Here is a 25097-nt window from a genome sequence, read left to right as displayed (position 1 = left end):
GGCCTCAGGCTACGAGGGCTGCCTGCCGGACGGCGTCCGGAACGGCGATCGGACGGTCCATCACCTCCCCGGCCTCGAGACCGTAGAGCTGTTGGGCGACATCCTCGGTGAGGTCGAAGGCGCGGCCGTCGAACACCACGCGGCCATCGGCGAGCCCGACGAGGCGATCGCAATAGGCGCGGGCCAGATCGAGGGAGTGGAGGTTGCACAGCACGGTGATGCCGAGGCGCTTGTTGGCGTCGGCCAGCGCGTCCATCACCAGCTTGGTGTTGCGGGGATCGAGGGAGGCCACGGGCTCGTCCGCCAGGATGATGTCGGGCTCCTGCACCAGGGCACGGGCGATGGCGACGCGCTGCTGCTGCCCGCCCGACAATTCGCCCGCGCGGTGGGCGGCGAACTGACCCATGTCGAAGCCGTCCAGCGCCGCGAGCGCCATCGCCCGGTCCTCGGGTGCCCACAGCTTCAGCAGGGAGCGGTGGCTCGGAACCTGGGACAGGCGCCCCATCAGGACGTTCGTCAGCACGTCGAGCCGGCCGACGAGGTTGAATTGCTGGAACACCATGGCGCAGCGCGCGCGCCAGCGCCGGAGGTCGCGGCCCTGCAGGGCCGTCACGTCGAGACCATCGTAGAGGATCCGTCCGGCCGAGGGCTCGGCGAGGCGGTTCAACATGCGCAGCAGGGTCGACTTGCCGGCGCCGGACCGGCCGATCACGCCGACGAAGCTGCCGCGCTCGACGCGCAACGAGACCCGGTCGACCGCGAGCCGATGGCCGTAACGCCGCGTGAGGTCTTCGACGATGAGCATGCGGGTCCGTCCACCGTGACTGCGCGATCTCCGAAGCGACGGCGGACCCGCCTCGTCCGGGAGCGCCGCGACGAAGACCCGGAGCCGCGCACCGATCGCGCCGGGTCCCGGTCCGGATCTGTCTTCCTTAAACGCACCGCGCGTAACGGTAGGATGACAGCGGCCCCCTCGGCGGGTCTTCACCCCTCGTAGCGTTCCAGGAAATCCTCGATCGGCAGGGCGCGGAAGTCGGGCAGGGCGCGGCGCAGCCGCTCGTGATCCCAGTCCCACCACCCCAAGGCCAGCAGGCGCTCCGCGACCGCCACGGAGAATCGCCGCCGCAGCACCCGCGCCGGGTTGCCGACGACGATCGTGTAGGGGGCGACGTCGTGGGTCACCACGGTGCCGGCGCCCAGGACGGCGCCGGTCCCGACGCTGCGTCCGGGCAGGACGACCGCTCCGTGACCGATCCAGACGTCGTGCCCGATCTCGACCGCCTTCGCCCGGCGGCGCTCGAAGAAGGCGGCCTCGTCCGGTTCCTCCGGCCAGTAGGCGTTCGCCCGATAGGTGAAATGCGCCTGCGAGGCCCGCTCGACCGGGTGGTTGCCCGGATTGATCCGGACCTGAGCGGCGATCGAGCAGAACTTGCCGATGCGCGTGTAGATCACCTCGCCGTCCTCGACGATGTAGGAATAATCGTCGATCCGGGTCTCGGTGAGCCGCGTGCGGGCGCCGATCTCGGTGTAGCGGCCGAGCCGGCAATCGACGATCCGCGCGCTCGGATCCACGCTCGGATTGGGCCCGAGTCGCTTTGCGGACATGGAGACTCCTAGTCGGTGAAGGGGATGCGCCGCAGGACGCGGAACGGCGCGGCGCCGTCCTGGCGCAGCAGCGTCACGGCGTCGATCACGAGCGGTTCGGCAATCTCCGCGTAGGCGGCCGCGAGCGCCGCGTGCCAGGGCCCGATCGCGTCGTCGGGCAGGCGTCCCGTCAGGGTCATGTGGAAGCGGAACGCCTCGAACACGTGCGGGTAGCCCCAGCGCTCGAACAGGGCGCGTCGGCGCGGATTGAGGCTGTCCGCCCCGCGCCGAGCCCGGTCCGCGTCGGTGAGGGGCGCGCGCAGGCCGTCGAGCGCGGCGACGCATTCCGCCGCGAGCAGACCCAGACCCGGCGGCGGCGCCTCCGGCACCAGGGCCAGGAAGGCGCCGAGCCGGGCGACGCCCATGGCGCCCACCACGAGCGGCGGGCGCGGCGCGGCGAGAGCCGCGCAGGCCGTGACGAGATCGGCCTCGTCCACACCGGAGGCGAGGCGCATCGGCGCCTTCAGCGTGGCGTGGAATCCGTAGATCCGCGGCTCGGCCGTGATCGCCGGGAGCGCCTCCCGCAGCGGCGCCGGCAGGCGGGGCGCCGGGCCCGCGCCCAGGATGGCCGTACCGAAGGCGGCGAGCGCCGACCCCTCGGCGGGGGTGAAGTAGAGCGCGTAGCGCGGGGAGGTGTCCAAAGGGGCCGTTCTCGGAGCCGACCGCACCCGGCGGGTGCGGTCTCATAATGCGGGGACCGCACAAGTTTGATGACGCCCCGCCGAGCCCGCAAGGCGATCCGCGCGCGGCATCTCCCCAAACCCCGCCGGTCCGCCTAATCTGGGGGCAGGAGACCGGCATGGCGCACGACCACGACCACGACCACCATCACGACCACGACGGGCAGGCGCACGGCAGCACCCTGTCGGCGATGGAGCTGCGCGTGCGCGCCCTCGAATCGATCCTCGTCGAGAAGGGGTATGTCGAGCCCGCCGCGCTCGACGCGCTGATCGAGACCTACGAGACCGAGGTCGGCCCTCACAACGGCGCGCGCGTCGTCGCCCGCGCCTGGACCGATCCGGGATTCCGAACGCGCCTGCTCGCGGACGCGACGCCGGCGATGCGGGAAATCGGCGTCGGGGGCCGGGGCGGGGAGCACATGGTGGTGGTGGAGAACACCCCGGCCACGCATAACCTCGTGGTCTGCACCCTGTGCTCCTGCTACCCCTGGCCGGTGCTCGGCCTGCCGCCGGTCTGGTACAAGTCGCCGCCCTACCGCGCCCGGGCGGTGAGCGAGCCGCGCGCGGTGCTCGCCGATTTCGGCGTCGTCCTGCCCGCCGACACCCGCATCCGCGTCTGGGATTCGACCGCCGAGCTGCGCTACATGGTGCTGCCGATGCGCCCGCCCGGCACCGAGGATCTCGACGAGGCCGGGCTCGCCGCCCTGGTCACCCGGGATGCGATGATCGGCACCGGGCTGCCGCGCCCGCCCGGAGACACCGCATGAACGGCGGCCAGGATCTCGGCGGCATGCACGGGTTCGGGCCGGTCGCACCCGAGCCCGACGAGCCCGTTTTCCACGCGCCCTGGGAGCGCCGGGTCTTCGCCCTCGCGATGGCGATGGGGTTCACCGGTGCCTGGAACCTCGATGCCAGCCGCGCGGCGCGGGAATCGCTCCCGCCCGGCGAATACCTCACGGCGAGCTACTACGCGATCTGGCTCAAGGCGCTCGAGCGTCAGGTTCTGGAGCATGGGCTCGCCACTGCGGCGGAACTCGCATCGGGCGCCGTCTCCGCGCCGCCGGCCGCGATCGCCCGCGTCCTGACGGGCGAGGCGGTCCGGCCGCTGTTCGGGCGCGGCTTCCCGAGCGACCGGCCCGTCGCCGCACCGGCGCGCTTCGCGGCGGGCGACGCGGTTCGCGCCCGCGTCCTCAATCCGCGGGGGCATACGCGCCTGCCCCGCTACGTCCGCGGCCGAACCGGCACGGTCGAGCGGGTGCATGGCGGCTTCGTCTTCCCCGACAGCAACGCCCGCCTCGCGGGCGAGGCGCCGCAATGGCTCTACACCGTGCGCTTCTCCGCGCAGGAACTCTGGGGGGCGGAGGAGGGCGCGGCCGGGGATGCGGTCTCGGTGAACGCCTTCGAGAGCTATCTGGAGCCCGCAGCCGATGCTTGAGACCCCGAAGGCTGCGCCCGCGGAGACGCCGGTCTTCGCCGAGCCCTGGGAGGCGCAGGCCTTCGCCCTGGTGGTGGCGCTGCAGGATCGCGGCCTGTTCACCTGGAGCGAATGGGCCGAGGCCCTGGGCGCGCAGACCCGGCGCAGCGGCGGGACGGCGGATTACGCCGCGTGGATCGCCACGCTGGAGGACGTGCTCTGCGCCCGCGGGATCGTCGCGCCGCCCGCGCGGGCGGCGCGGCGCGACGCCTTCGCCCGGGCCGCCGCCGCGACCCCGCACGGCGAACCGATCCGGCTCGCGAACGATCCCGAGGCGATCGCTCCCGAGGCGAACGACCGTCAGACGGCCGAGGCCCGGCCCGCTTAGCGCGCGGCGCGGATCAGATCGCCGCCGCGAACGGGCGCTCGGCGATGGCCCGGCGGGCGGCCGCGTATTCCCGCGCCAGCCGGCCGACGAGATCGGCGGCCGGCACCACGGCATCGACCCCGCCGATGCCCTGGCCGCAGCCCCAGATGTCCTTCCAGGCCTTGCGATGGCCGCCCTCTCCCGAACCGAAATTCATGGTCGAGGGATCCGAGACCGGCAGCGCGTCGGGATCGAGCCCGGCGGCCTGGATCGAACCGCGCAGGTAATTGCCGTGCACGCCGGTGAAGAGGTTGGTGTAGACGATGTCGCCGGCCGCGCCGTCGACCACCGCCTGCTTGTAGGCCGCGGCGGCATTCGCCTCCTCGGTCGCGATGAAGGCGGAGCCCACATAGGCGTAGTCGGCGCCCGCGGCCTGCGCGGCGAGGACAGCCGCGCCCGTTCCGATCGCCCCCGAGAGGGCGACCGGCCCCGAAAACCAGCGGCGGATCTCGGAGACGAGGGCGAAGGGCGAGAGCGTCCCGGCATGCCCGCCCGCGCCGGCAGCCACCGCGATCAGGCCGTCGGCGCCCTTCTCCACCGCCTTGCGGGCGAAGGCGGCGTTGATGACGTCGTGCAGCACGAGGCCGCCCCAGCCGTGCACGGCCGCGTTCACCTCCGGCCGCGCGCCGAGCGAGGTGATGACGATCGGCACCCGGTACTTCTCGCACACGGCCAGATCCTGCTCGAGCCGGTCGTTCGAGCGGTGGACGATCTGGTTGACCGCGAAGGGCGCCGCCGGCCGCTCGGGATGGCGCGCGTCATGCGCGGCCAGCGCCTCGGTGATCTGCGCCAGCCACGCATCGAGGAGCGCCGCCGGCCGCGCGTTGAGCGCCGGGAAGGACCCGACGATCCCGGCCTTGCACTGGGCGATCACCAGATCCGGGTTCGAGATGATGAAGAGCGGCGCCGCGATCACGGGCAGGGCGAGGCGGGCGTCGAGGCCGGGGAGGGCGGTCATGCGGGGTGTCGTTCCGGAAAGGCCCTCAGAGGGCACGGCTCGGCCGCCGGCCGGAATCTCGGCCGGGATCGCAGCGACCGTACCATCCTTGCGAAAAACTCGGCAAGCCGATGGGTGTCCCGGACGTTCGACGGTCGCCGCGCAGCGACCCGGGGTACCGGCACATCGAAAACGATCCGGTGCCGATCGGTCAGCGCGGCGCCCGCGTCCTGTCGAGAAGGCGGCCGCCGAGCAGACCGTTCAGGCCGATCACGAGACCGACCGCGAGGAGATGCACGGCGAGATCCGTCGCCGTGGCATCGTGCGGATGGAACGGCACGAGGAGCGCCGCCGCCGCCGCCGAGGCGGCCAAGCCGGCAAGCGCGGCGGTCAGATTCGGACGCAGGGGGCAGGCCCGTCGCAGCATCACGACGAGCAGAACGGAGAGCGGCAGCGACACCGCCATCAGGAAGACGAAGCAGCCGACCATCTCGGTGCCGGCCGCGTTCTCGGTTCCCGGCGCGACCGTGCTGCGCAGGCAGCCGAGGCCGCTCGACCCGAGCCAGATCGCGAGCGGCGGAAGCGGCAGCAGGGCCCAGGCCGTGGAGCGGCCGGGGACGCTCGACTGGAAGGCCGCGAAGGCGGCGGCGATCGCGGTCAGCACGGCGGCGAAGGCCGCCACGCGCAGATCCGGCACGCCGAGCCGGGCCACGAGGGCGCCGGTATCGGCCATCGGCAGCATCGCGACACCGAGGCCGAGCGCGGCTCCGCACCACGCGACGGCGCGCAGTCCCGGGGCCGGAAGCCGGCGGACGGGCCGCAGCGCGCCGGCGAGATCGTCGAGGAGCCGGTCGTGGCGCGTCGGATCAGACATCCCGGCCTTCCTTGTCGGCCGAGAGCGCGACACGCAGGGCCTTGAGCGCCCGATGGAAATTCACCTTCAGCGCACCCTTCGTCCGCCCCGTCAGGGCAGCGGTCTCCTCGAGGGAGAGTTCACGGAAGCCGAGATGCTCGATCGCCTGACGCTGGCCCTCGGGCAGGCGGGCGACGGCGGAGGCGAGGTGGCTGGCGCGCTGGCCGGCCTCGATGCCGTGGCCGGGGGAGGGGCCGTCATCCGCCTGCGCCTCGTAGGCGATCGGGTCGTAGACCTCGCGCGGCCTGCGCGCACCGCGGCGGATCGCGTCGACCGAGCGGCGCTGGGCGATGGCCCGCAGCCAGGGCAGGAACGGACGGGCCGGATCATAGGTCGCGCGCGCGCGATGGACGGTGATCAGGGTCTCCTGCACCACGTCGTCCACCGTCGCGCCGCGGATGCCCTGGCCGCGCGCCACGGCGGCGATCAGCGGGACGCAGTCGCGCAGGAGGATCCGGTAGGCCGCGGCATCGCCCTCCTGGACGGCCCGCATCGCGGCCGACAGGGCAGCCTCAGCGGCCGGTCGAGCGGACATGGGAACCTGAGCTCCGATTCGGGCCTCGGGCGCGGCCCCGAACGGGCCGAGTGGGCCATCCAGCCGCATGACGCTCATGACAGTCTACGTCCCCGGCGCGCGCGTGGCTACGCTCGCCGGCGGCAGCGACGCCGGAGGAGCCGTGTCGCCGTCGCGGCGCAGGATCGGGGCTGAAGGCATGGCGACCTCTCGGAGGGACACCGTGCATTCGCCGTCGCGCCCGGGAGGTTACGGCGGAGCGCCTCAGGGAGGCAGCGGAATGAATTCGGCCCGGTCGTCGGCCGGCAGGTCGAACTGGCCCCGACCCCATTCCCCGCGGCGCCATTCCTCCTTGGCCTCCTCGATCCGCTCGCGGCGGGAGGACACGAAGTTCCACCAGAGGTAGCGCGGCCCCTCGAGCGTCGCGCCGCCGAGCGCGACGAGGCGGGCGCCCAGAGGGCCGGCCGCGACCGTGATCGCGTCCCGGGGGCGGAACACCATCATCTGCCCGGATTCGAAGGTCTGGCCGGCGATCGAGACCGAGCCCTCGACGATGTAGAGGCCGCGATCCTCGTGGTCCGAGGGGAGCGGCAGCCGGGCCCCCGGGGCGAGGCTGACGTCGGCGTAGAAGGTGTCCGTGAACAGCCGCGCCGGGGCGACCTCGCCGTAGGCCCGCCCCAGGATCAGGCGCAGGCTGACGCCCTCCGCCTCGATCACCGGCAGCGTGTCCTTGGCATGGTGCTCGAAGCTCGGGGCGACCTCCTCCTTGTCCTCGGGCAGAGCGACCCAGGTCTGGATCCCAAACAGGGCGTGGGGCGCGCGGCGGGTATCGACGCCGGTGCGCTCGGAATGCGTCACGCCGCGTCCCGCCACCATCCAGTTCACCGCGCCCGGCAGGATGGTCTGGTTCGCGCCCGTGCTGTCGCGGTGCTGGAACTCGCCGCGGTAGAGGTAGGTCACGGTGCCGAGCCCGATATGCGGGTGCGGGCGGACGTCGACCCCCTTGCCGGTGACGAACTCGGCCGGCCCGGCCTGATCGAAGAACACGAACGGTCCGACCATCTGGCGCTTCGGCGAGGGGAGGGCGCGCCGGACCTCGAAATCGCCGAGATCGCGCGCACGCGGCACGATCAGGGTCTCGATCGCGTCGATGCCGACCGCGTCCGGGCAACCCGGCTCCAGGGCAGGATTCCAACTCATCGGCCACCTCGCGCCACATCCAGGGGGCGAGTCTGCCCCGGGCGGCCGGGGCGGTCCAGTCTCGCAGGGCTCAGCGCCGCGCGCGCTGGTGCAGCAGGTTGAGAATGAGCGCCGTCCAGCCCGTCTGGTGGGACGCGCCGAGCCCCCGCCCGGTATCCCCGTCGAAGAACTCGTGGAACAGGAAGGGCTCCTCCGCGCCGGGCTCGGGCGGGATCGGCGCGGGACCGCCGGCATAGGGCCGGTGGCCGTCGGCGCCCGTCTCGAACAGGGCGATCAGCCGGTCGGAGAGCGCATCCGCGATGGCGTTGAGCGTCGCGTTGCGGCCGGAGCCGGTGGGAAATTCCACCAGGAAGTCGTCGCCATAATAGGCATGGAAGCGGCGGAGCGCCTCGATGATCAGGTAGTTCACCGGCATCCAGACCGGGCCGCGCCAGTTCGAGTTGCCGCCGAACATGTTCGACGTGGAATCGGCCGGGTCGTAGCGGACGGTGAAGGAGGCGCCGAACTCGTTCAGGACGTAGGGCGCGTCGCGATGCGCCTTCGAGAGCGAGCGCACCCCGTGGTCGGAGAGGAACTCGGCCTCGTCGAGCATGCGGCGCAGGAGCGCCTTCATGCGGTGGCCGCGCAGCAGCGAGAGCAGCTTGCGGTCGCCGACGCCGCCCTCCGCCCAGCGCGAGACGAGGCGGGCGAGATGGGGCCGGTTCTCCAGCACCCAGTTCAGGCGCCTGGCGAAATCGGGCAGGCGCTGCAGCACCGAGGGCTCGATCACCTCGACGGCGAAGAGCGGGACCAGCCCCACCATCGAGCGCACGCGCAGGGGGAGCATCCCGCCGCCCGGTATGTCGACCTCGTCGTAGTAGAACTCGTCCTCCTCGTCCCAGAGGCCGAAGCCCTCGCCGCCCATGTCGGTCATCGCCTCGGCGATCAGGAGGAAATGCTCGAAGAATTTCGAGGCGGTGCTCTCGTAGACGTCGTTGTGCAGCGCGAGTTCGAGGGCGATGCGCATCATGTTGAGCGCGTACATCGCCATCCAGGCGGTGCCGTCGGCCTGATGGATGCGCCCGAAGCCCGGCGGCGGGCGCGAGCGGTCGAACACCCCGACATTGTCGAGGCCGAGGAAGCCGCCCTGGAAGACGTTGCGGCCGTCCGCGTCCTTGCGGTTCACCCACCAGGTGAAGTTGATCAGGAGCTTGTGGAACACGCCCTCGAGGAAGGCGAGATCGCCGCGTCCGCCGCGCCGGTCCCGGTCGATCTCGAAGACCCGGTAGGTCGCCCAGGCGTGGACCGGCGGGTTGGCGTCGCCGAATTCCCACTCGTAGGCCGGGAGCTGGCCGTTCGGGTGCATGTACCATTCGCGGGTGAGGAGCAGGAGCTGCTTCTTGGCGAAATCCGGGTCGAGCAGCGCCAGCGGCAGGCAGTGGAAGGCGAGGTCCCACGCCGCGAACCAAGGGTATTCCCAGGTATCGGGCATCGAGAGCACGTCGGCGCCCGCGAAATGGCGCCAATGGACGTTGCGGCCGCCGCCGCGCTCGGCCGGGGGCGCGGGCTGGAGCGGGTCGCCCTGTAGCCAGAGCCGCACGTCGTAGCAGTAGAGCTGCTTCGTCCAGATCAGCCCGGCCGCCGCCTGCCGGAACGCGGCGCGGGCCTCCTGCCCCTCGATCCCGTCCTGGAGCATGTCGTAGAAGGCGTCCGCCTCCGAGATCCGCCGGTGCACGATGGCGCCCTCGCGATCGACGGGGCGCGGCCGGGTGCCCGCGCAGAGCCTGAGGCTGACGCGGCGCGTCTCGCCTGGGCCCAGGCGCAGGGCGTAGTGCAGCCCGAGCTTCGTTCCCCCGTCGCGCCGAACCGCGTCGGCGTCCCGGTCGACGATCGCCGCGTGGAGGCCGTCCTTGAACGGCCCGGCGGCCTCGGGCTGACAGCCGTGGAGGCGCAGGTTGGTGTCGTTCTCGCAGAACAGCACCTCCGGCTCGCCCTCGTAGGTGAGGCGGTAGCGCCCGAGCCGGGCATGGTCGCAGGCGACGCTGCCGTCGGGCATCGCCGTCATTCGTGGGCGCGGGCCGTTCTCCCGCCACGACCAGGTGTTGCGGTACCAGAGCTGCGGCACGACGTGGAGATCGGCCGTCTCCGGCCCGCGATTGGTCGCCGTCACCACCGCGTGGATGTCGTCGACATCCTCCTTGGCGTATTCGACCGTCACGTCGAAGAAGCGTCCGCCCTCGAAGATGCCGGTATCGGCCAGCTCGTATTCGGGCATGGAGCGATCGCGCCGCAGGCCCTCGCGCACCAGCGCGTCGTACGGGAAGGGACCTTGCGGATAGCGGTAGAGGAACTTCAGGTAGGCGTGGCTCGGGACCGCGTCGAGATAGTGGTAGATCTCCTTGACGTCCTCGCCGTGGTTGCCCTCCTCGTTGGTGAGGCCGAACAGGCGTTCCTTCAGGATGTGATCGCGCCCGTTCCAGAGGGCGAGGGCAAGGCACATCTGCCCGCGCTCGTCGCAGATCCCCGCGAGGCCATCCTCGCCCCAGCGATAGGCCCGCGAGCGCGCCTCCTCGTGCGGCAGCGAGCGCCAGGCGTTGCCGTCGCGGCTGTAATCCTCCCGCACCGTGCCCCATTGGCGCTCGGCCAGGTAGGGGCCCCACAGGGACCAGGCCCGCTCGCCGCGCGCCTGCTCGGCGAGGCGGCGGCGCTCGGCCCAGGCATCGAGCTCGCTCACGGCCGGCCCCCGGCGCCGACGGTGCGCGAGCCCGGGCGAACGATCCTGAACGGGGTTGAAGCGGTCATCGGTCCCGTGGGCTGTGAGGCGGACGGGCCCGGCATGCATCATCAGCGCCAAGCTGCGCCTCAGCGCCAAGCTGCGCCTCGGGCGCCCGAGACCCCCGACCACTCGGCTACGGCGTGCGCGGAGCCTCGTCCGGCGCGCGCAGCCGGTAGCCGATGCCGGTCTCCGTGAGCAGGATCCGGGGCCGCTCGGGATCGGCCTCGAGCTTCTGGCGGAGCTGACGCACGTAGACGCGCAGGTATTGCGGGTCGGACGAGGTCGAGACCGCCCCCATCAGCTGGGCGTGGGTGAGCACCTTGCCGGCGTGCAGCACCAGGACCCGCAGGAAATCGTACTCGCGCGGCGTCAGCTTCACCTCGGCGTCGTCCACCCGCACGATGCGGCGCACGAGGTCGACGCTGAGGCCGTCGACGCGGAAGATCGGGCGCTCGCCCTGGACCGCGAGCTGGTGGCGCAGGGCGTTGCGCAGGCGGGCGAGCAGCTCGGCCATGCCGAAGGGCTTGGTGACGTAATCGTCGGCGCCGCCGTCGAGGGCCTCGACCTTGCCGGCCTCGTCGTCGCGGCTCGACAGGACGAGGACGGGCAGATCCGGGTGTCGCTCGCGCAGCGCGCGCAGGAGATCGTGCCCGCGCATGTCCGGCAGGCCGAGGTCGAGGATGACGAGGTCGGCCCGCTCGCGCGCCAGGCTCTCGAGGGCGGACCGGCCGTCCGGAGCCTCCAGGACCGTGTAGCCCTGGCTCGACAGCCCCATCCGCAGGAGCTTCCGGATCGGCGGCTCGTCGTCGACGACGAGGATGGTCCCGCTCATGCCGCAACGTCCTTGCCCGGGCGCGTCCGGCGCGCGCCGGCGCCCGGCACCGGCAGGGTTACGGTGAAGATCGCGCCGCTCCGGTCGCGGCGGTTCCCCGCGTCGACGGTCCCGCCCATCGCCTGGACGAAGCCGCGCGAGATCGCGAGGCCGAGACCCGTGCCGGCGCGGACGCGGTCGCCCTTCCGGATGCGGTAGAACCGATCGAAGACCCGCTCGCGCTCGTCCTCGGGCAGGCCCTCGCCCTCGTCCAGCACGGCAAGCCGGAGGCGCGCGGCATCGTGGGTGGCCTGTATCGTCACGGTCGAGCCCTCCGGCGCGTATTTGGCGGCGTTGTCGAGCAGATTGACCAGCACCTGCTCGAACAGGACCGGATCGAGGTTCAGGGTCGGCAGGTCGGCGGGCAGGTCGAGGACGATCCGGTGTCCCGCCAGGATGGGCCCGAGCCGGCGGAGCGCCGTGTCGACGCTCTCGCCGACATCCTGCGGCGCGAGGTTCGGCGCCACGGCGCCGGCCTCCAGCCGCGTCATGTCGAGGAGGTTCGCGATGAAGCGGTTGAGCCGCTCGGCCTCAGTGATGATCGTGGCGAGGAGATCGACCTTCGACTCGCGGGGCAGCGCGGCGTCGAGGTCGCGCAGCGTGCTGGCGGCGCCGAGCACCGAGGCCAGGGGCGTGCGCAGGTCGTGGCTGATCGAGGTCAGCAGGGCCTGGCGCAGGCGGTCCGTCTCGCTGGCGCGCTCGGCCCGGTCGAGATCCTCCACGAGCCGCACCCGCTCGATCGCGAGCGCGCCCATATCGGCGAGCGCGTCGAGGAGCCGGCGGCCCTCCGGCGTCAGGATCGGGCCGGTGCCGTCCGCGTCGAGGCCGATGACCCCGATCGTGCCCCGGCCGGTCCGCATCGGCAGGAACAGCCGCCGGGCCCCCGGCAGGGTGTCGGCGCCCCGTCCCGCCGGCCGATCGTTGGCGAAGGCCCAGTGCGCGGCGGCGAGATCGGCCGCCTCGAGACGGTCCTCCGGCGGATAGCCGGCCCGGACCGCGACGGTTTCCCCCTCCGGCAGCAGCAGGACGACCCGGACCTTCAGCATGGCGGCGACCTGCGCGGAGGTCGCCCACAGCACGTCGTCGAGGGTGCCGCAACCCGCGAGCTTTCGGCTGAAGCCGTAGAGGCGCTCGGTCGAGCCGGCGCGGGCCTGCGCGATCACGGCCGTCCGGCGGGAGCGGGCGGCGAGGTTGGAGACCAGCACGGCGACGAGGGTGAAGAGCAGGAAGGCGGCGACGTTCGTCGGATCGGCGATCGTGAAGGTGTAGACCGGCGGCAGGAAGAAGAAATTGTAGGCGAGGGAGGCCGCCACCACCGCCAGGAGCGATGGGCCGAGCCCGAAGCGCACGGCGACCGCCACCACGGCCGTGAGCAGGAACAGGTCGGCGTTCTCGACGCCGAGATAGGGCTGGAGCGCCAGAGCGACGCCGAGGCCGGCTGCCGTGGCGAGCAGCGCGAGCGCGTAGGGCCGCGGGTCGGGGGCGGAACGCGGCGCCACCGTCGCGACGGACCGAGCGCGGGCGGGCTCTCCCGGGACCGCGTCGCCCGCGACGACGTGCACGCTGATGCTGCCGCTGCGCCGCACGAGGTCGTGCACCACCGAGCCGTTCACCAGCTCGAAGACCCAGGACCGATCCGCCTTGCCCACCACGATGTGGTTCACGTTGGCGGAGCGGGCATAGGCGAGGATGTCGTCGGCGATGCGCCGGCCGCCCGGCAGGGTGACGGCGTCGCCGCCGAGCCTGTCGGCGAGGCGCAGGGTTTCGGCGAGGCGATCGCGCTCGCTCTCACCGAGCGCGGCGGCGCGCACGCCCTCGACGTTCAGCGCGGTCCAGGGCGCGTGCAGCCGGTCGGCGAGGCGCTTGGCGTAGCGCACGAGGCCCGGCGCGCGCGGATCCTCGCTGACGCAGACCAGCACCCGTTCTCCCGCGCCCCAGGGGCCCGAGATGGCGTTCGCCCGCATGTGGCTGAGAAGCTCGTGGTCGACCCGGTCCGCCGTCCGGCGCAGGGCAAGCTCCCGCAGCGCCGTGAGATTGCCGCGCGAGAAGTAGTGCCGCAGCGCCCGCTCGGCATTGTGCGGCAGGTAGACCTTGCCGTCCTTCAAGCGCTGGATCAGGTCGTCGGGGTTGAGATCGATCACCTCGATATCGTCGGCGCGGTCGAGAATGCCGTCCGGCACCGTCTCGCGCACGCGGATGCGGGTGATCTGCGCCACCACGTCGTTCAGGCTCTCGACGTGCTGGATGTTGAGCGTGGTGTGCACGTCGATGCCGGCGTCGAGCAGCTCCTCCACGTCCTGATAGCGCTTCGGATGACGCGATCCCGGCGCGTTGGTATGGGCGAGTTCGTCCACCAGGGCGAGCGCGGGGCGCCGTGCGAGCAGGGCGTCGAGATCCATCTCCGCGAGGGTGGCGCCGTGATAGGGCACGGCGCGCCGCGGGATGACGTCGAAGCCCTCCAGCAGCGCCTCGGTCTCGGCCCGGCCGTGGGTCTCGACCACACCCACCACCACATCCGTCCCGGCCTTGAGGCGCGCGCGCCCGACCGTTAGCATCTCGTAGGTCTTGCCGACGCCGGGTGCCGCGCCGAGGAAGACCTTCAGGCGCCCGCGGGTGCGTGCCTCGCGCTGCGCGGCCCGCAGCAGCGCGTCGGGAGAGGGGCGATGCGGGTCGCGGCCGGGTTCGGGCATGGCCCACCATAGAGCAGGCCGGAAAAAAATGGATCGGTCTCGCGGGCAGGCGCGCGGGCCGTCCGCCGAGAGGCGCGCGCCGGCGTCAGAGCACCGCGCCCTCGTCGAGGGTGTCGAGGTCGAGCGGCACGCTGAAGATCGCACCGACGCCGTGCGCGAAATGGCGGACGACGCGCGCCCAGGTCTCGCCGACCAGGATCATCTCTCCGATCGCCGGCGCGTCGTCGATGAGCAGGCCGACGCCCGAGGCCGACAGGTTCAGGACACGGGCGACCCTGACCGTGCCGTCTTCCCGCGTGACCTGCACGTCGGCCTTCCTCGGAACGACCCTGCGGTGGACGCGGACTTGGTCGGCCGATTGCTTCTGCTGCCGCGCCAGGCTCACGAGGCGCCGCGCGACCGTTCCGGGCGTCGGGCGCCGGCTTCTCAGGCGGACCGCGAAATCGCAGGTCTCCGCCCGTACCACCTCGGTCTCCATCAGCCCGACTTCGCGGATGCTGCAGGAGAGGATCTCCCCGATCGCCGGCCGCACGGCGGATCTGAGCAGAATGCCCTCGGTCGAGATGTTGATGGTGACCGCGTAGAAGTCGGATCGGCCCCGTCCCCAGCACACCACCGGAAGGATGACGGAGTGCCGCTGCTGGGATCTTCGTTCGGTCATCAGGTCTTCCGCGCCACATCCCGTGATGCGTCGGCGCGGCCTTCCGCCCGGTGACCCAAACCGGGAAAATTTTCTCTATTCTCGATGAGGTTGTGGACTGCGTGCGCGGATCCGAGCGTGGCGGCGGGCGCCGGAGCGGCGGGGCCCACCTGAGATCGCTGGATTCACTCCGCCGCCAGCACCGAGGGCGCCGCGCCGTCGTCGAGGAACATCCGGTAGGCCGGATTGTCGGTCTCGTCGAAGCAGGGATAGCCGAGCTCCGCGATCGCGCGGTCGAAGCGGTCGCGGTCGCCCGGACGGACCTCGATCCCGGCGAGCACCCGTCCGTAATCGGCGCCGTGGTTGCGATAGTGGAACAGGCTGATGTTGAAATCCTCGCCGAGCGCCTCGAGGAACTTCAGCAGCGCTCCGGGGCGTTCGGGAAACTGGAAGCGGTACAGGCGCTCGTGCGCGATCCCGACCGCGCGGCCGCCGACCATGTAGCGCACGTGGACCTTGGCCATCTCGTTGTCGCTCATGTCGAGCACGCGGTAGCCCGCGCCCGTGAGGCCGCCGACGAGATCGCGCTTCTCGGCCCGGCCGCCCGCGAGGTTGATGCCCACGAAGATCTGCGCGTCGGCGCCCCGCGCATAGCGGTAGTTGAATTCGGTGATGGCCCGGGGGCCCAGCGCCCGGATGAAGGCCCTGTAGGCGCCGGGCGTCTCGGGGATCGTGACGCCGAGGAGCGCCTCGCGCTCCTCGCCGATCTCGGCCCGCTCGGCGATGTGGCGCAGGCGATCGAAATTCAGGTTCGCGCCCGACGAGATCGCAATCAGCGTGCCGGTGCCGCCGTGCTCGGCGGCCCAGGCCTTGGCGCCCGCGAGGCTGAGGGCGCCCGAGGGCTCCGAGACCGCGCGGGTATCGTCGAAGACGTCCTTCACCGCCGCGCACATGGCATCGGTGTCGACGGTGATCACCCCGTCGAGGTGCTCGCGGCAGAGGCGGAAGGTCTCCTCGCCGGCTTGGCGCACGGCGACGCCGTCCGCGAACAGGCCGACGGTGGGCAGGACGACCCGCGCATCCGCCTTCAGGGCCTCGGCCATGCAGGCGGCGTCGTCCGGCTCTACGCCGATCACCTTGGTTTCGGGCCGCAGATACTTCACGAAGGTCGCGACGCCGGCGGCCAAGCCCCCGCCGCCGATCGGCACGAAGATCGCCTCGATCGGCCCGGTATGCTGCTGCAGGATCTCCTTGCCGATGGTGCCCTGGCCGGCGATCACCTCCGGATCGTCGAAGGGATGCAGGAAGGTGAGCCCGCCCTCGGCCTCGCGGCGGCGCGCCTCCGCGAGGGCGTCGTCGAAGGCATCGCCGTGCAGGACGACCTCCGCGCCGCGCGCCCGGCAGGCATCGACCTTGATGGCGGGCGTGGTGCGGGGCATCACGATCACGGCGCGCACGTTGAGCTTGGCGGCGGCGAGTGCCACGCCCTGCGCATGGTTGCCGGCCGAGGCGCAGACCACGCCGCGCTCGAGTTGCTCGCGCGAGAGGGCGGTCATCTTGTTGTAGGCGCCGCGGAGCTTGAACGAGAACACCGGCTGGAGATCCTCGCGCTTCAGCAGCACCGGGCGCCCGAGGCGGGCGGTGAGGCGCGGCATCGGGTCGAGCGGGCTCTCGATCGCCACGTCGTAGACGCGGGCGGTGAGGATCTTGCGGATGTAATCGGTCACGGGCGCGGTCTGCTTGCGATCTCGGTCGAGGTCCCGAGATAGCCGCTCGGGCGCGCAGATGCGAGCGCGACCGCGCGGGCCAGCTATGCCAGCCGCTCGATCAGCGCGGCGATCCAGACGAGGGCCGCGACCATCTGCGCCAGGAAGGCGCCGGCGGAGGCGAGATCCTTGACCGTGCCGACGGCAGGATGCCGGCCCGGATGGAGATGGTCGCAGAGCTTCTCCAGAGCGGTGTTCAGGAACTCGGCCGCGAGCATCAAGAGCAGGCTCGCGATCAGCGCGACCTTCACCCAGAGGCTCGCGCCGAGCACGAGCGCCGCCGGGACACCGACGGCGAGCAGCGCCAGTTCCTGGCGCACCGCGCGCTCGGTGCGGGCGCCGTGGCGCAGGCCGCGCCAGGAATTGAGGAAGGCGAGGACGAGGGCGGCCATCAGGCGGCGTTGTCCGGCACGGCGCGGGTGATCCACTTGGCGAGCAGCGGGCCCGTCACCAGCACCACGAAGAGCCGCAGCGTCTGCACCGCCAGCACGAACGACACGTCGGCGCGCGTGCCGACCGCGATGATCGCCACCGAATCGAGGCCGCCGGGGCTCGTCGCCAGGAAGGCCGTGAGGAAATCGATGGCGAGGATATGGGTGAGCGCGTAGGCCCAGCCGCCGCAGAGCAGGATTACCGCGAAGGTGGCGACCAGGATGCCGGGCAGCGCCCGGAACGTGAGCCGCAGCGTCTCGCGGGTGAAGCGCAGGCCGACATACCAGCCGATGGTCGCGTAGGCGAGTTCGAGGATCGCGGCGGGCAGCACCATCGGGGCGATCCCGGTGGCGTGCAGCGCCGCGCCGAGCACCATCGGCCCGACCAGCGCCCCGGCCGGCACCCGGAGGGCCATCGCGACCGCGGCGCCGACGGCGGCGATGGCGAGCGTCAGAAGGACGTCCGGCGCGCTCTGGACCTCGACCGTCGCCACGGCCGTCGCTTGCGAGCCCGCGAACAGGAACCGCGTCACGATCGAGGCGGACAGCACGACCGCGACGACCCGCACGTACTGCATGAAGGCGACGAGGCGCGGGTCGGCGCCGAACTCCTCGGACATCGCCACCATCGCGGAGGCGCCCCCGGGCGAGGAGCCCCAGGCCGCCGTGGTTCCGGGCAGGATGCGCAGCCGCGTGAGCGCCCAGCCGACGAGCCCGCCCGCCGCGACCGTGACCAGAACCACGGCGACGATCAGCAGACCGTCGTCGGCGATCGTGCCGGCGATGCTGCCTGTGACCGCGTGCGCCACGAGGCAGCCGATCATCGCCTGTGCGGCCATGAAGCCCGCCTTCGGGACCGCAAGCCCGGCGCCGCCGACCCCGAAGGCGATCGCGGCCAGCATCGGGCCGATCAGCAGCGCGGCCGGGAACTGGGCCAGGTACAGGCCATAGGCGATGCCGGCGGAGACGGCCACGAGGCCGCACCAGAGCGCGATCGTTCTCAGGAGGGGCACGGGATCAGGTCGGACGCTGCGAGGGCGCGCCGGGACGTGCGGCGACGCCCTGCCGGCTACACCGCTTCGGCCCGCCTGTCACGGCGCGGCAGGGCACGCTCCGGTGACGGCAGGCCCGCATCGTCGCGGCAGGCCGCCGTGCCGGCGGGAGCATGGGCGCGGAAAAAGGCGGCGAGATGCGCGAGGCCCGCCGCGCGCGGGTCGCTCCCCCGCCATGCCAGCGCGATGGTGCGGCCGGGCCCGTCGACGTCGAAGCCGCGGGTGACGGTGAGCCCGCTCGGGTCTGGGCCCGCGGGCACCGCCAGCGCCGGCAGGAGGGTGTAGCCCGCCCCCGCCGCCACCATCGAGCGCAGGGTCTCCAGGCTGGTGGCGTGCCGGCCGGCGGAGCTGCCCGCCCCGCAGGCCGCGACTGTCTGGTCGCGCAGGCAATTGCCCTCGTCGAGGAGGAGGAGATCGGGCCCGGCGATGTCGCGGGCGCGGAGGGCGCCGCCCTGCGCCAGGGGATGCTCGGCCGGGCAGGCGAGCCAGAACGGCTCGATGAAGAGCGGCGAGACGGTGAGGCCGGCCCCCGGCAGCGGCACCGACACGAGGGCCGCGTCGATCCGGCCGTCGCGCAGACCGTCGAGGATCTCGGCCGTACGCAGCTCGCTCAGCGCCAGGGTCAGAAGGGGGAATTCCTGCCGCAGCAGGCGCAGGATCAGCGGGAAGTAGTAGGGTCCGAGCGTCTGGATCGCCGCCAGCACGAGCCGGCCCGTCAGCGGCGCGCCGCGTCCCTCGGTGGCGAGAGCGAGCAGGCGCTGCGCCTCGAACAGCACGGTGCGGGCCTGCCGGACGATCATCTGCCCGGCCGCCGTCAGCAGCACCCGCCGGTTCGAGCGCTCGAACAGGACGAGGCCGAGGGTGCTCTCGAGCTTGCGCACCTGCACGCTCAGCGTGGGTTGGCTGACGTTGCAGCGCTCCGCCGCCCGGCCGAAATGGCCTTCGTCGGCGACCGCGACCACGTATTCGAGGTCGCGCAGGGAGAGGCCGGCGATGTTCATAGGCTGTGCCTATCACAGTCTTTGCGACGATGCATTTGCCCTCGGGTCACGGCAGGGTCATAAGGTCTCTCCAGAACGGTTCCAGCTTGCCCGGGTTGTCCGGGACAGCCTGCGGTTCAGACGGAGAGACGGTACGCATGAGCGAGCAACGCCCGATCCTGACCACGCGCCAGGGCCATCCGGTCCGCGACAACCAGAGCACCCGCACGGTGGGCGAGCGCGGCCCGGCGACCCTCGAGAACTACCAGTTCATCGAGAAGATCACCCATTTCGATCGGGAGCGTATCCCCGAGCGCGTCGTCCATGCCCGGGGCGCCGGCGCCCACGGCTATTTCGAGGCCTACGGCAAGATCGGCAACGAGCCCGCTTCGAAGTACACCCGCGCCCGGGTGCTGAACGAGACCGGCGTCAAAACACCGATGTTCGTGCGGTTTTCGACGGTGGCCGGCGCCAAGGAAAGCCCTGAGACGGAACGCGACCCGCGCGGCTTCGCGGTGAAGTTCAAGACCGTCGACGGCAACTGGGACCTCGTCGGCAATAACCTCAAGGTCTTCTTCATCCGCGATGCGATCAAGTTCCCCGACATGATCCACGCGTTCAAGCCTGACCCGGTGACGAACCGGCAGGAAGCCTGGCGTTTCTTCGACTTCGTGGCGCAGCACCCCGAATCGATCCACATGGTGACGCATCTGAAGTCGCCGTGGGGCATCCCCGCGAACTATCGCGAGATGGAGGGCTCGGGCGTCAACACCTACAAGCTCGTGAACGACCAGGGCGAGGCCGTCCTCTGCAAGTTCCACTGGGAGCCCAAGCAGGGCGTCCGCAACCTGACCTCGGCCCAAGCGTCCGAGATCCAGGCCAAGGACGTCGGCCACGCGACGCGCGACCTCTACGACAACATCAAGGCCGGCAACTTCCCCGAGTGGGAATTCTGCGTGCAGATCATGCCGGACGGCCCGAACGACCATCTGTCGTTCGATCCCCTCGACGACACCAAGCTGTGGCCGGTCGAGGACTTCCCGCTGCTGCCGGTGGGCCGCATGGTGCTCGACCGTGTGCCGGACAACTTCTTCGCCGAGGTCGAGCAGTCGGCCTTCGGCACGGGCGTGCTCGTCGACGGCATCGACTTCTCGGACGACAAGATGCTGCAGGGGCGGACGCTGTCCTACTCGGACACGCAGCGCTACCGCGTCGGCGCCAACTACCTGCAGCTGCCGATCAACGCGCCGCAGCCTGGCGTGAAGGTCTATTCGAACCAGCGCGACGGGCAGATGACCTACGCGGTCGACGGTACCGGCCCGAACAAGCACATCAACTACGAGCCCTCGACGCTGGCGGAGGGCCTGCGCGAGGCTCCGAAACCCGCGCGCGACTACCACCAGACAGTCCAGGGCAACCTCGGCCGCTACCAGACCACCCGCACCGAGGACGACTACACCCAGGCTGGCGTGCGCTACCGTTCGTTCCAGGATTGGGAGCGTGACGACCTCATCGCCAATCTCGTCGCCGACATGAAGCAGTGCCCGGAGCCGATCCAGCTGCGGATGGTCTGGCACTTCTGGCACGCCGACGAGGATTACGGCCGCCGCGTCGCCGAAGGCGCCGGGATCGATCTGGAGAAGGCCAAGGCCCTGCCGCCGCTGCCGGGCCGTGCCGCCCCGGGCAAGCGCCTGCAGGCCGAGACCTACACCGATGGCAGCCGGTCCCGGCCGATCGCCGCCGAGTGACCGGCGCGTGAGCCGGCCGCGGAAAGCGACCGGCCCCTGATCGAAATGCGGCCCCGCGCGGTTACTCCCGCGCGGGGCCTTTCGTCATGACGAAGCCGTGCCCCGGATCGCGACGGCGTGCGAAGGGGGGATCGGATGGGTCAGGTTCTGAGGGCCGGTGGGCCGGTCAACGTCACCATCGGGGGCATGAAGGTGACTTACCTCGCCCGCAGCACGGCCGCGCGCGACAGCATGGGCATCTATCGCGTCGAGCTCGCCCCCCGTTCGCCCGGCGCGGGCTTGCATCGGCACAGCGTCCTGACCGAGACCTTCGAGGTCCATGCCGGCCGCCTCACCGTGCGGATCGAGGGGCATACCCTCGAACTCGGCCCCGGCGACTTCGTGCTGATCCCGCCCGGCCAGCCGCACGCCTTCGCCAACCGCGGCGACGCGCCGGTCCACTTCACCCTGAGCTTCACGCCCGCGCTCGGGCGGGAGGGCTTCTTCGAGGGGCTGGCCACGCTTTCGGCCTCCGGCCGCCTGAGCGACGAGACCGCCATGGACGAGCTGATGGCCGATTACGACCAGGAACCGCTGGAGGGTTTCTCGGGGTGGCACCGGCTCGACTGACGCCCGGCACAGCCGCGGAGCGTGCGCGATCGCGGGACGGCCGCAGATTGGCTGCCTGCCGCCGAGACGGACCCTTGCGGCGCCGCGTCCTTCCGTCGACAAGCATCGGATGATGCCGAACGCCGAGACATCGCCTGCCGATCCCGTCCACAGCGGGCACGAGAGCTATCCGGACGCGCAGATCCGGACGATCCTGCGCCGCACCCGCACGATCGCGCTGGTCGGTGCCTCCGCCAATCCCGCGCGGCCCAGCTGGATCGTGCTGAAATACCTGCTGGATCGCGGCTACGCGGTGACGCCCGTGAACCCGGGGCTCGCCGGCCAGGAGTTGCTCGGCCGCCGGGTCGTCGGCAGCCTGTCGGAGCTGCCCGAGCCGGTCGACATGGTGGAGATTTTCCGTGCATCCGCCGCGGCGGGCGGCCTCGTCGATGAGGCGCTCGCCCTCGTGCCGTTACCCACCGTGATCTGGATGCAGCTCGGCGTTCGCGACGACGCGGCGGCGGCGCGGGCGGAGGCGCGCGGCGTCACCGTCATCATGAACCGCTGTCCGAAGATCGAATACGGCCGTCTCTCGGGCGAGATCAGCTGGAGCGGCGTGAATTCGCGGATCATCAGCGCGCGCAAGCCCGTGCTGGCCCAGAAGGGCGTGCAGAAGCTGACGATCGAGGCACGCGCGCCCCGCTCCTGACAGCGCGAAGGCCGGGCGCAATATGAGGTATCCAGATACCGCACCGTGCAAGCGCCTCTGAAACATCGGTTTTCGAGCGGTCCCGTGCGTCCGTTCGGTTGACGTGGCGGCGTTCGACCGCTATGCACCCGCCAACGCCGCCGCGTCCCAGACGCGGCGGCGGCTGATTTTTCAGAACACACCCATCGAACGCCACGGGACTTGGCCATGAAGACCACTTCGCTGAAGCCCGCCGACGTCGACAAGAAGTGGATCGTGATCGATGCGGAGGGCCTCGTCGTCGGCCGTCTCGCCTCGATCGTGGCGATGCGCCTGCGCGGGAAGCACAAGGCCGCCTACACGCCCCACGTCGATTGCGGCGACCACGTCATCGTCATCAACGCCGACAAGGTGAAGTTCACCGGGCGCAAGTACACGCAGAAGAGCTACTTCTACCACACCGGCTATCCGGGCGGCATCAAGGAGCGCACGGCCAAGTTCGTGCTCGAGGGCCGCTTTCCGGAGCGCGTGGTCGAGAAGGCCGTCGAGCGCATGCTCCCGCGCGGCCCGCTGTTCCGCCAGATCCTCGGCAACCTCCGCGTCTACAAGGGCGCCGAGCACCCGCACGTAGCCCAGCAGCCGCAGTCGCTCGACGTCGGCGCCCTCAACCGCAAGAACGTGAGCGCTTGATCATGGCGACCCTTCAGTCCCTCGCCGATCTCAACCGGTCGAATGCCGGCGGCTCCGATGCCCCGAACGAGGCTCCGGTCCACGTTCAGAAGCTCGATGCCCAGGGCCGCGCCTATGCCACCGGCAAGCGCAAGGACGCGGTCGCCCGCGTCTGGATCAAGCCCGGCTCGGGCCAGGTCACCGTCAACAAGCGGCCGGTCGAGATCTACTTCGCCCGTCCGGTGCTCCGGATGATCCTGCGCCAGCCGCTGCAGGTCGCCAATCGCGTCGATCAGTACGACATCGTCGTCACGGTCGCGGGCGGCGGTCTCTCGGGCCAGGCCGGCGCCGTCCGCCACGGCCTCTCGAAGGCTCTGACCTACTACGAGCCGGAACTGCGCGCGCCTCTGAAGCGCGAAGGCTTCCTCACCCGCGACGCCCGCGTCGTCGAGCGCAAGAAGTACGGCCGCGCCAAGGCTCGCCGCAGCTTCCAGTTCTCGAAGCGCTGAGCGGCCTCACCGCTCGCAATCGACGCTGCAAACGAGAGGGCGGTCCCGATTGGGGCCGCCCTTTCGCGTTCGGATCAGGCCTGCAACGCCCGCTCGAGCTCGGCCTTCGACATAGTCGACCGGCCGGAAATGTTCTGCGCCTTGGCCTTCTTCATCAGCTCGGCCTTGGTCGAACCGGACTTACTGCCGGCCGACGACCCGCTCTTGCGAGCCGCAGCCGCCTTCTTCGCCACGTCCTTGGGCTGCTTCGAGAACTGGTTGCCCTCGGCACTGTCGGCGCGCTTCTTGGCGGTCGAGCGGTCGTACTCGGACTTCGTCATCGCCTTGCGCGCCTTCTTGGGCAGGTAGCGCTCGCCGGTCTCGCCGCTCTTCTCGCCCGAGCGGGTGCCCCATTCCTCGTCGGTCCATTGCTTGAGATGATTGTCGTCGGCCTTCTTGCCGGCGTAACCACCGCCCTCCTTCTTGTATTCCTGGGTCGCCATCTGCGCCTTCCGGGCCGACCATTGGCCCGGCTTGCCGCCCTTGGACGACTTCGTGACCTTCTTCTTGACCGTGTCCCAAAGCTTCGGGTCGGTCTTCTTCGCAGTCTCCGACATGTTCGTTCGCCTCGCGTCAGGTTTGGCGGTCAACAGATCGTGCCGCGCCATGTTCCTGGACGGCGGCGCCCCGGCGGTGAGCGGCTGTGGACAGCCCTGAGGGCAGCCTCGCGCGCGGCGGCGTCACATACGCTGCATTGACAGGGGCGACACCAACGGCCACCTCCCGCACCGCAGCCCTCGTCGGTTCGGATTTGGACGCGGCGGCGGGCAGGAGAGTGCAATTCCGATGGCGAGCGCGAACGGCCGGCCGGCGAATCCAACGGTCTTCATCGATGGCGAGGCGGGAACGACCGGCCTCGGGATCCGCGAGCGCCTGGAGCGTGACGGCCGCGTCGCGTTGCGCAGCATTCCGCACGAGAGCCGGAAGGATGTCGCGGCCAAGCGCGCCATCTTGGAGGCGGTGGACCTCGTCGTCCTCTGCCTGCCCGACGACGCCGCGCGCGAGACCGTGGCCCTGGCCGATTCCCTGCCCGGTGGCGGTCCGAAGATCCTCGATGCCAGCACCGCCCATCGGGTCAGCCCCGGCTGGGCCTACGGCTTCGCCGAACTGGCACCGGGACAAGCGGAGGCGATCGCGGCGGCCCGTCGCGTCGCCAATCCGGGCTGCTACCCGACCGGCGCGATCGCGCTGTTGCGCCCCCTCGTGGAGAACGGCCTGCTGCCGGACGACCTGGCGATCAGCATCAACGCGGTCAGCGGCTACAGCGGTGGCGGCAAGGGCATGATCGAACGCTACGAGGCGGGCACCGCCCCGGCCTTCGAGATCTATGGCCTCTCCTTCGCCCACAAGCATCTTGCGGAGACGCAAGCCTATAGCCGCCTGTCGCGCCGGCCGATCTTCGTTCCGTCGGTGGGCAACTTCCGGCAGGGGATGCTGGTGAGCATCCCGCTCCATCTCGATCTGCTGCCCGCCCGGCCGTCGATCGCCGAGATGGAGGAGGCGCTGGTCGCTTGGTACGCAGGGCGCGAACTCGTGACGGTCGTCACCGCGGCGGACGAGGGCCCGCAGCGCGAGCGCATCGAGCCGGAAGCGCTCAACGACAGTGATCGCCTGGAACTTCGGGTGTTCGGCTCGGAGACGCACCGCCAGGCCGTGCTCGTCGCGCGTCTCGATAATCTCGGCAAAGGCGCGTCGGGAGCCGCGGTTCAGAACCTCGGATTGATGCTCGGCCTCGACCGATAGGGCGCTGTCCGCCGGCTTCGCGTTCGGTCCCGCGCGGCGAGGACAGTCTCCGTCAAACAATCGCGCACGATCCTCATCGGCACGACGCGTCCTCGGCCGCGCGGGCGGACCATCCGCTCGGCACGGCGGCGACGCGCGCTAAGAAGATCAGCCAGTGTGCAGGCCGCGTCACGGAGACGGACGTCGGAAATAGACAGCG

At 71.2% G+C, this 25097-nt stretch carries 25 protein-coding genes; 9 read left to right on the top strand and 16 right to left on the bottom strand.

The window, feature by feature from the left end; translation table 11 throughout:
• Window positions 1-4: 4 nt before the first annotated feature.
• The 3 genes from phnC to ACS5RC_RS21120 all read right to left on the bottom strand — a co-directional run bounded on the left by phnC (window position 5) and on the right by ACS5RC_RS21120 (window position 2285).
• Window positions 5-805 carry a phosphonate ABC transporter ATP-binding protein gene (gene phnC / locus ACS5RC_RS21130; RefSeq protein ID WP_478345880.1) on the bottom strand — a complete coding sequence of 267 codons (801 nt, stop codon included), beginning with the start codon at window positions 803-805 and terminating at the stop codon, window positions 5-7.
• Between the two features lie 179 nt (window positions 806-984).
• Window positions 985-1605 (bottom strand): LbetaH domain-containing protein, encoded by a 621-nt coding sequence (locus tag ACS5RC_RS21125; protein WP_478345879.1) that lies wholly within the window; start codon window positions 1603-1605, stop codon window positions 985-987.
• Window positions 1606-1613: 8 nt separating this feature from the next.
• Complete coding sequence (locus ACS5RC_RS21120) at window positions 1614-2285, bottom strand: DUF1045 domain-containing protein (RefSeq protein WP_478345878.1); 672 nt, start codon at window positions 2283-2285, stop codon at window positions 1614-1616.
• 158 nt (window positions 2286-2443) lie between these two features.
• Between ACS5RC_RS21120 and nthA the strand changes: the two genes are divergently transcribed.
• Genes nthA through ACS5RC_RS21105 form a run of 3 tightly spaced genes read left to right on the top strand, consistent with a single transcriptional unit; the run spans window position 2444 to window position 4126 of the window.
• Window positions 2444-3091: a nitrile hydratase subunit alpha gene (gene nthA, locus ACS5RC_RS21115; protein ID WP_478345877.1), complete on the top strand. Its 648-nt coding sequence runs from the start codon at window positions 2444-2446 to the stop codon at window positions 3089-3091.
• Window positions 3088-3759, top strand: coding sequence for a nitrile hydratase subunit beta (gene nthB, locus ACS5RC_RS21110; RefSeq protein WP_478345876.1), 672 nt, complete (start codon window positions 3088-3090; stop codon window positions 3757-3759). Before nthA ends, nthB begins: the two co-directional genes overlap by 4 nt.
• Window positions 3752-4126 (top strand): nitrile hydratase accessory protein, encoded by a 375-nt coding sequence (locus tag ACS5RC_RS21105; RefSeq protein ID WP_478345875.1) that lies wholly within the window; start codon window positions 3752-3754, stop codon window positions 4124-4126. The genes nthB and ACS5RC_RS21105 overlap by 8 nt, the downstream gene beginning before the upstream one ends.
• Window positions 4127-4139: 13 nt before the next feature.
• Here ACS5RC_RS21105 and ACS5RC_RS21100 read toward each other — a convergent pair whose 3' ends face one another.
• The 12 genes from ACS5RC_RS21100 to ACS5RC_RS21045 all read right to left on the bottom strand — a co-directional run bounded on the left by ACS5RC_RS21100 (window position 4140) and on the right by ACS5RC_RS21045 (window position 18935).
• Window positions 4140-5123 (bottom strand): NAD(P)H-dependent flavin oxidoreductase, encoded by a 984-nt coding sequence (locus ACS5RC_RS21100; protein WP_478345874.1) that lies wholly within the window; start codon window positions 5121-5123, stop codon window positions 4140-4142.
• 190 nt (window positions 5124-5313) lie between these two features.
• Window positions 5314-5976 carry an NrsF family protein gene (locus tag ACS5RC_RS21095; RefSeq protein ID WP_478345873.1) on the bottom strand — a complete coding sequence of 221 codons (663 nt, stop codon included), beginning with the start codon at window positions 5974-5976 and terminating at the stop codon, window positions 5314-5316.
• Window positions 5969-6550 carry an RNA polymerase sigma factor gene (locus tag ACS5RC_RS21090; RefSeq protein ID WP_478345872.1) on the bottom strand — a complete coding sequence of 194 codons (582 nt, stop codon included), beginning with the start codon at window positions 6548-6550 and terminating at the stop codon, window positions 5969-5971. Before ACS5RC_RS21090 ends, ACS5RC_RS21095 begins: the two co-directional genes overlap by 8 nt.
• 243 nt (window positions 6551-6793) lie before the next feature.
• Complete coding sequence (locus tag ACS5RC_RS21085; protein WP_478345871.1) at window positions 6794-7729, bottom strand: pirin family protein; 936 nt, start codon at window positions 7727-7729, stop codon at window positions 6794-6796.
• A gap of 70 nt (window positions 7730-7799) precedes the next feature.
• On the bottom strand, window positions 7800-10442 hold the full coding sequence (locus ACS5RC_RS21080; protein ID WP_478345870.1) for an MGH1-like glycoside hydrolase domain-containing protein: 2643 nt from the start codon (window positions 10440-10442) through the stop codon (window positions 7800-7802).
• A gap of 175 nt (window positions 10443-10617) precedes the next feature.
• A complete protein-coding gene (locus ACS5RC_RS21075; RefSeq protein WP_478345869.1) occupies window positions 10618-11316 on the bottom strand; it encodes a response regulator in 699 nt (232 codons plus the stop codon).
• Window positions 11313-14045: a DUF4118 domain-containing protein gene (locus ACS5RC_RS21070; protein WP_478345868.1), complete on the bottom strand. Its 2733-nt coding sequence runs from the start codon at window positions 14043-14045 to the stop codon at window positions 11313-11315. The genes ACS5RC_RS21075 and ACS5RC_RS21070 overlap by 4 nt, the downstream gene beginning before the upstream one ends.
• An 85-nt stretch (window positions 14046-14130) precedes the next feature.
• Window positions 14131-14706: a PilZ domain-containing protein gene (locus tag ACS5RC_RS21065; protein WP_478345867.1), complete on the bottom strand. Its 576-nt coding sequence runs from the start codon at window positions 14704-14706 to the stop codon at window positions 14131-14133.
• 164 nt (window positions 14707-14870) lie between these two features.
• Window positions 14871-16529 (bottom strand): threonine ammonia-lyase, biosynthetic, encoded by a 1659-nt coding sequence (gene ilvA / locus ACS5RC_RS21060; protein ID WP_478345946.1) that lies wholly within the window; start codon window positions 16527-16529, stop codon window positions 14871-14873.
• Entirely contained in the window at window positions 16496-16843 is a 348-nt protein-coding gene (locus ACS5RC_RS21055) for a diacylglycerol kinase (protein ID WP_478345866.1), read from the bottom strand. The genes ilvA and ACS5RC_RS21055 overlap by 34 nt, the downstream gene beginning before the upstream one ends.
• Window positions 16843-17895, bottom strand: coding sequence for an AbrB family transcriptional regulator (locus tag ACS5RC_RS21050; RefSeq protein ID WP_478345865.1), 1053 nt, complete (start codon window positions 17893-17895; stop codon window positions 16843-16845). Before ACS5RC_RS21050 ends, ACS5RC_RS21055 begins: the two co-directional genes overlap by 1 nt.
• Window positions 17896-17951: 56 nt before the next feature.
• Window positions 17952-18935, bottom strand: a complete 984-nt coding sequence (locus ACS5RC_RS21045; protein WP_478345864.1) for a LysR substrate-binding domain-containing protein — start codon at window positions 18933-18935, stop codon at window positions 17952-17954.
• A 137-nt stretch (window positions 18936-19072) separates the two neighbouring features.
• Here ACS5RC_RS21045 and ACS5RC_RS21040 point away from each other — a divergent pair, with 137 nt between their 5' ends.
• The 5 genes from ACS5RC_RS21040 to rpsI all read left to right on the top strand — a co-directional run bounded on the left by ACS5RC_RS21040 (window position 19073) and on the right by rpsI (window position 23116).
• On the top strand, window positions 19073-20662 hold the full coding sequence (locus tag ACS5RC_RS21040; protein ID WP_478345863.1) for a catalase: 1590 nt from the start codon (window positions 19073-19075) through the stop codon (window positions 20660-20662).
• A gap of 135 nt (window positions 20663-20797) precedes the next feature.
• Window positions 20798-21271 carry a cupin domain-containing protein gene (locus ACS5RC_RS21035; protein ID WP_478345862.1) on the top strand — a complete coding sequence of 158 codons (474 nt, stop codon included), beginning with the start codon at window positions 20798-20800 and terminating at the stop codon, window positions 21269-21271.
• Between the two features lie 112 nt (window positions 21272-21383).
• Window positions 21384-21959 carry a CoA-binding protein gene (locus ACS5RC_RS21030; RefSeq protein ID WP_478345945.1) on the top strand — a complete coding sequence of 192 codons (576 nt, stop codon included), beginning with the start codon at window positions 21384-21386 and terminating at the stop codon, window positions 21957-21959.
• A gap of 207 nt (window positions 21960-22166) precedes the next feature.
• Entirely contained in the window at window positions 22167-22628 is a 462-nt protein-coding gene (gene rplM / locus ACS5RC_RS21025) for a 50S ribosomal protein L13 (RefSeq protein ID WP_478345861.1), read from the top strand.
• Between the two features lie 2 nt (window positions 22629-22630).
• The gene (rpsI, locus tag ACS5RC_RS21020; RefSeq protein WP_478345860.1) at window positions 22631-23116 is read left to right on the top strand and encodes a 30S ribosomal protein S9; all 486 of its coding nucleotides are present in this window, start codon (window positions 22631-22633) and stop codon (window positions 23114-23116) included.
• Between the two features lie 74 nt (window positions 23117-23190).
• Here the strand turns inward: rpsI and ACS5RC_RS21015 are convergent, their stop codons facing one another.
• Window positions 23191-23712, bottom strand: coding sequence for a DUF5872 domain-containing protein (locus ACS5RC_RS21015; RefSeq protein WP_478345859.1), 522 nt, complete (start codon window positions 23710-23712; stop codon window positions 23191-23193).
• 229 nt (window positions 23713-23941) lie between these two features.
• Between ACS5RC_RS21015 and argC the strand changes: the two genes are divergently transcribed.
• Complete coding sequence (gene argC / locus ACS5RC_RS21010) at window positions 23942-24898, top strand: N-acetyl-gamma-glutamyl-phosphate reductase (protein WP_478345858.1); 957 nt, start codon at window positions 23942-23944, stop codon at window positions 24896-24898.
• Window positions 24899-25097 lie beyond the last annotated feature (199 nt).

This window comes from Methylobacterium sp. HJ2, assembly GCF_056431005.1.
Note: the sequence above shows the minus strand (reverse complement) of the source record. Positions and strands in the feature narration are given on the sequence as shown.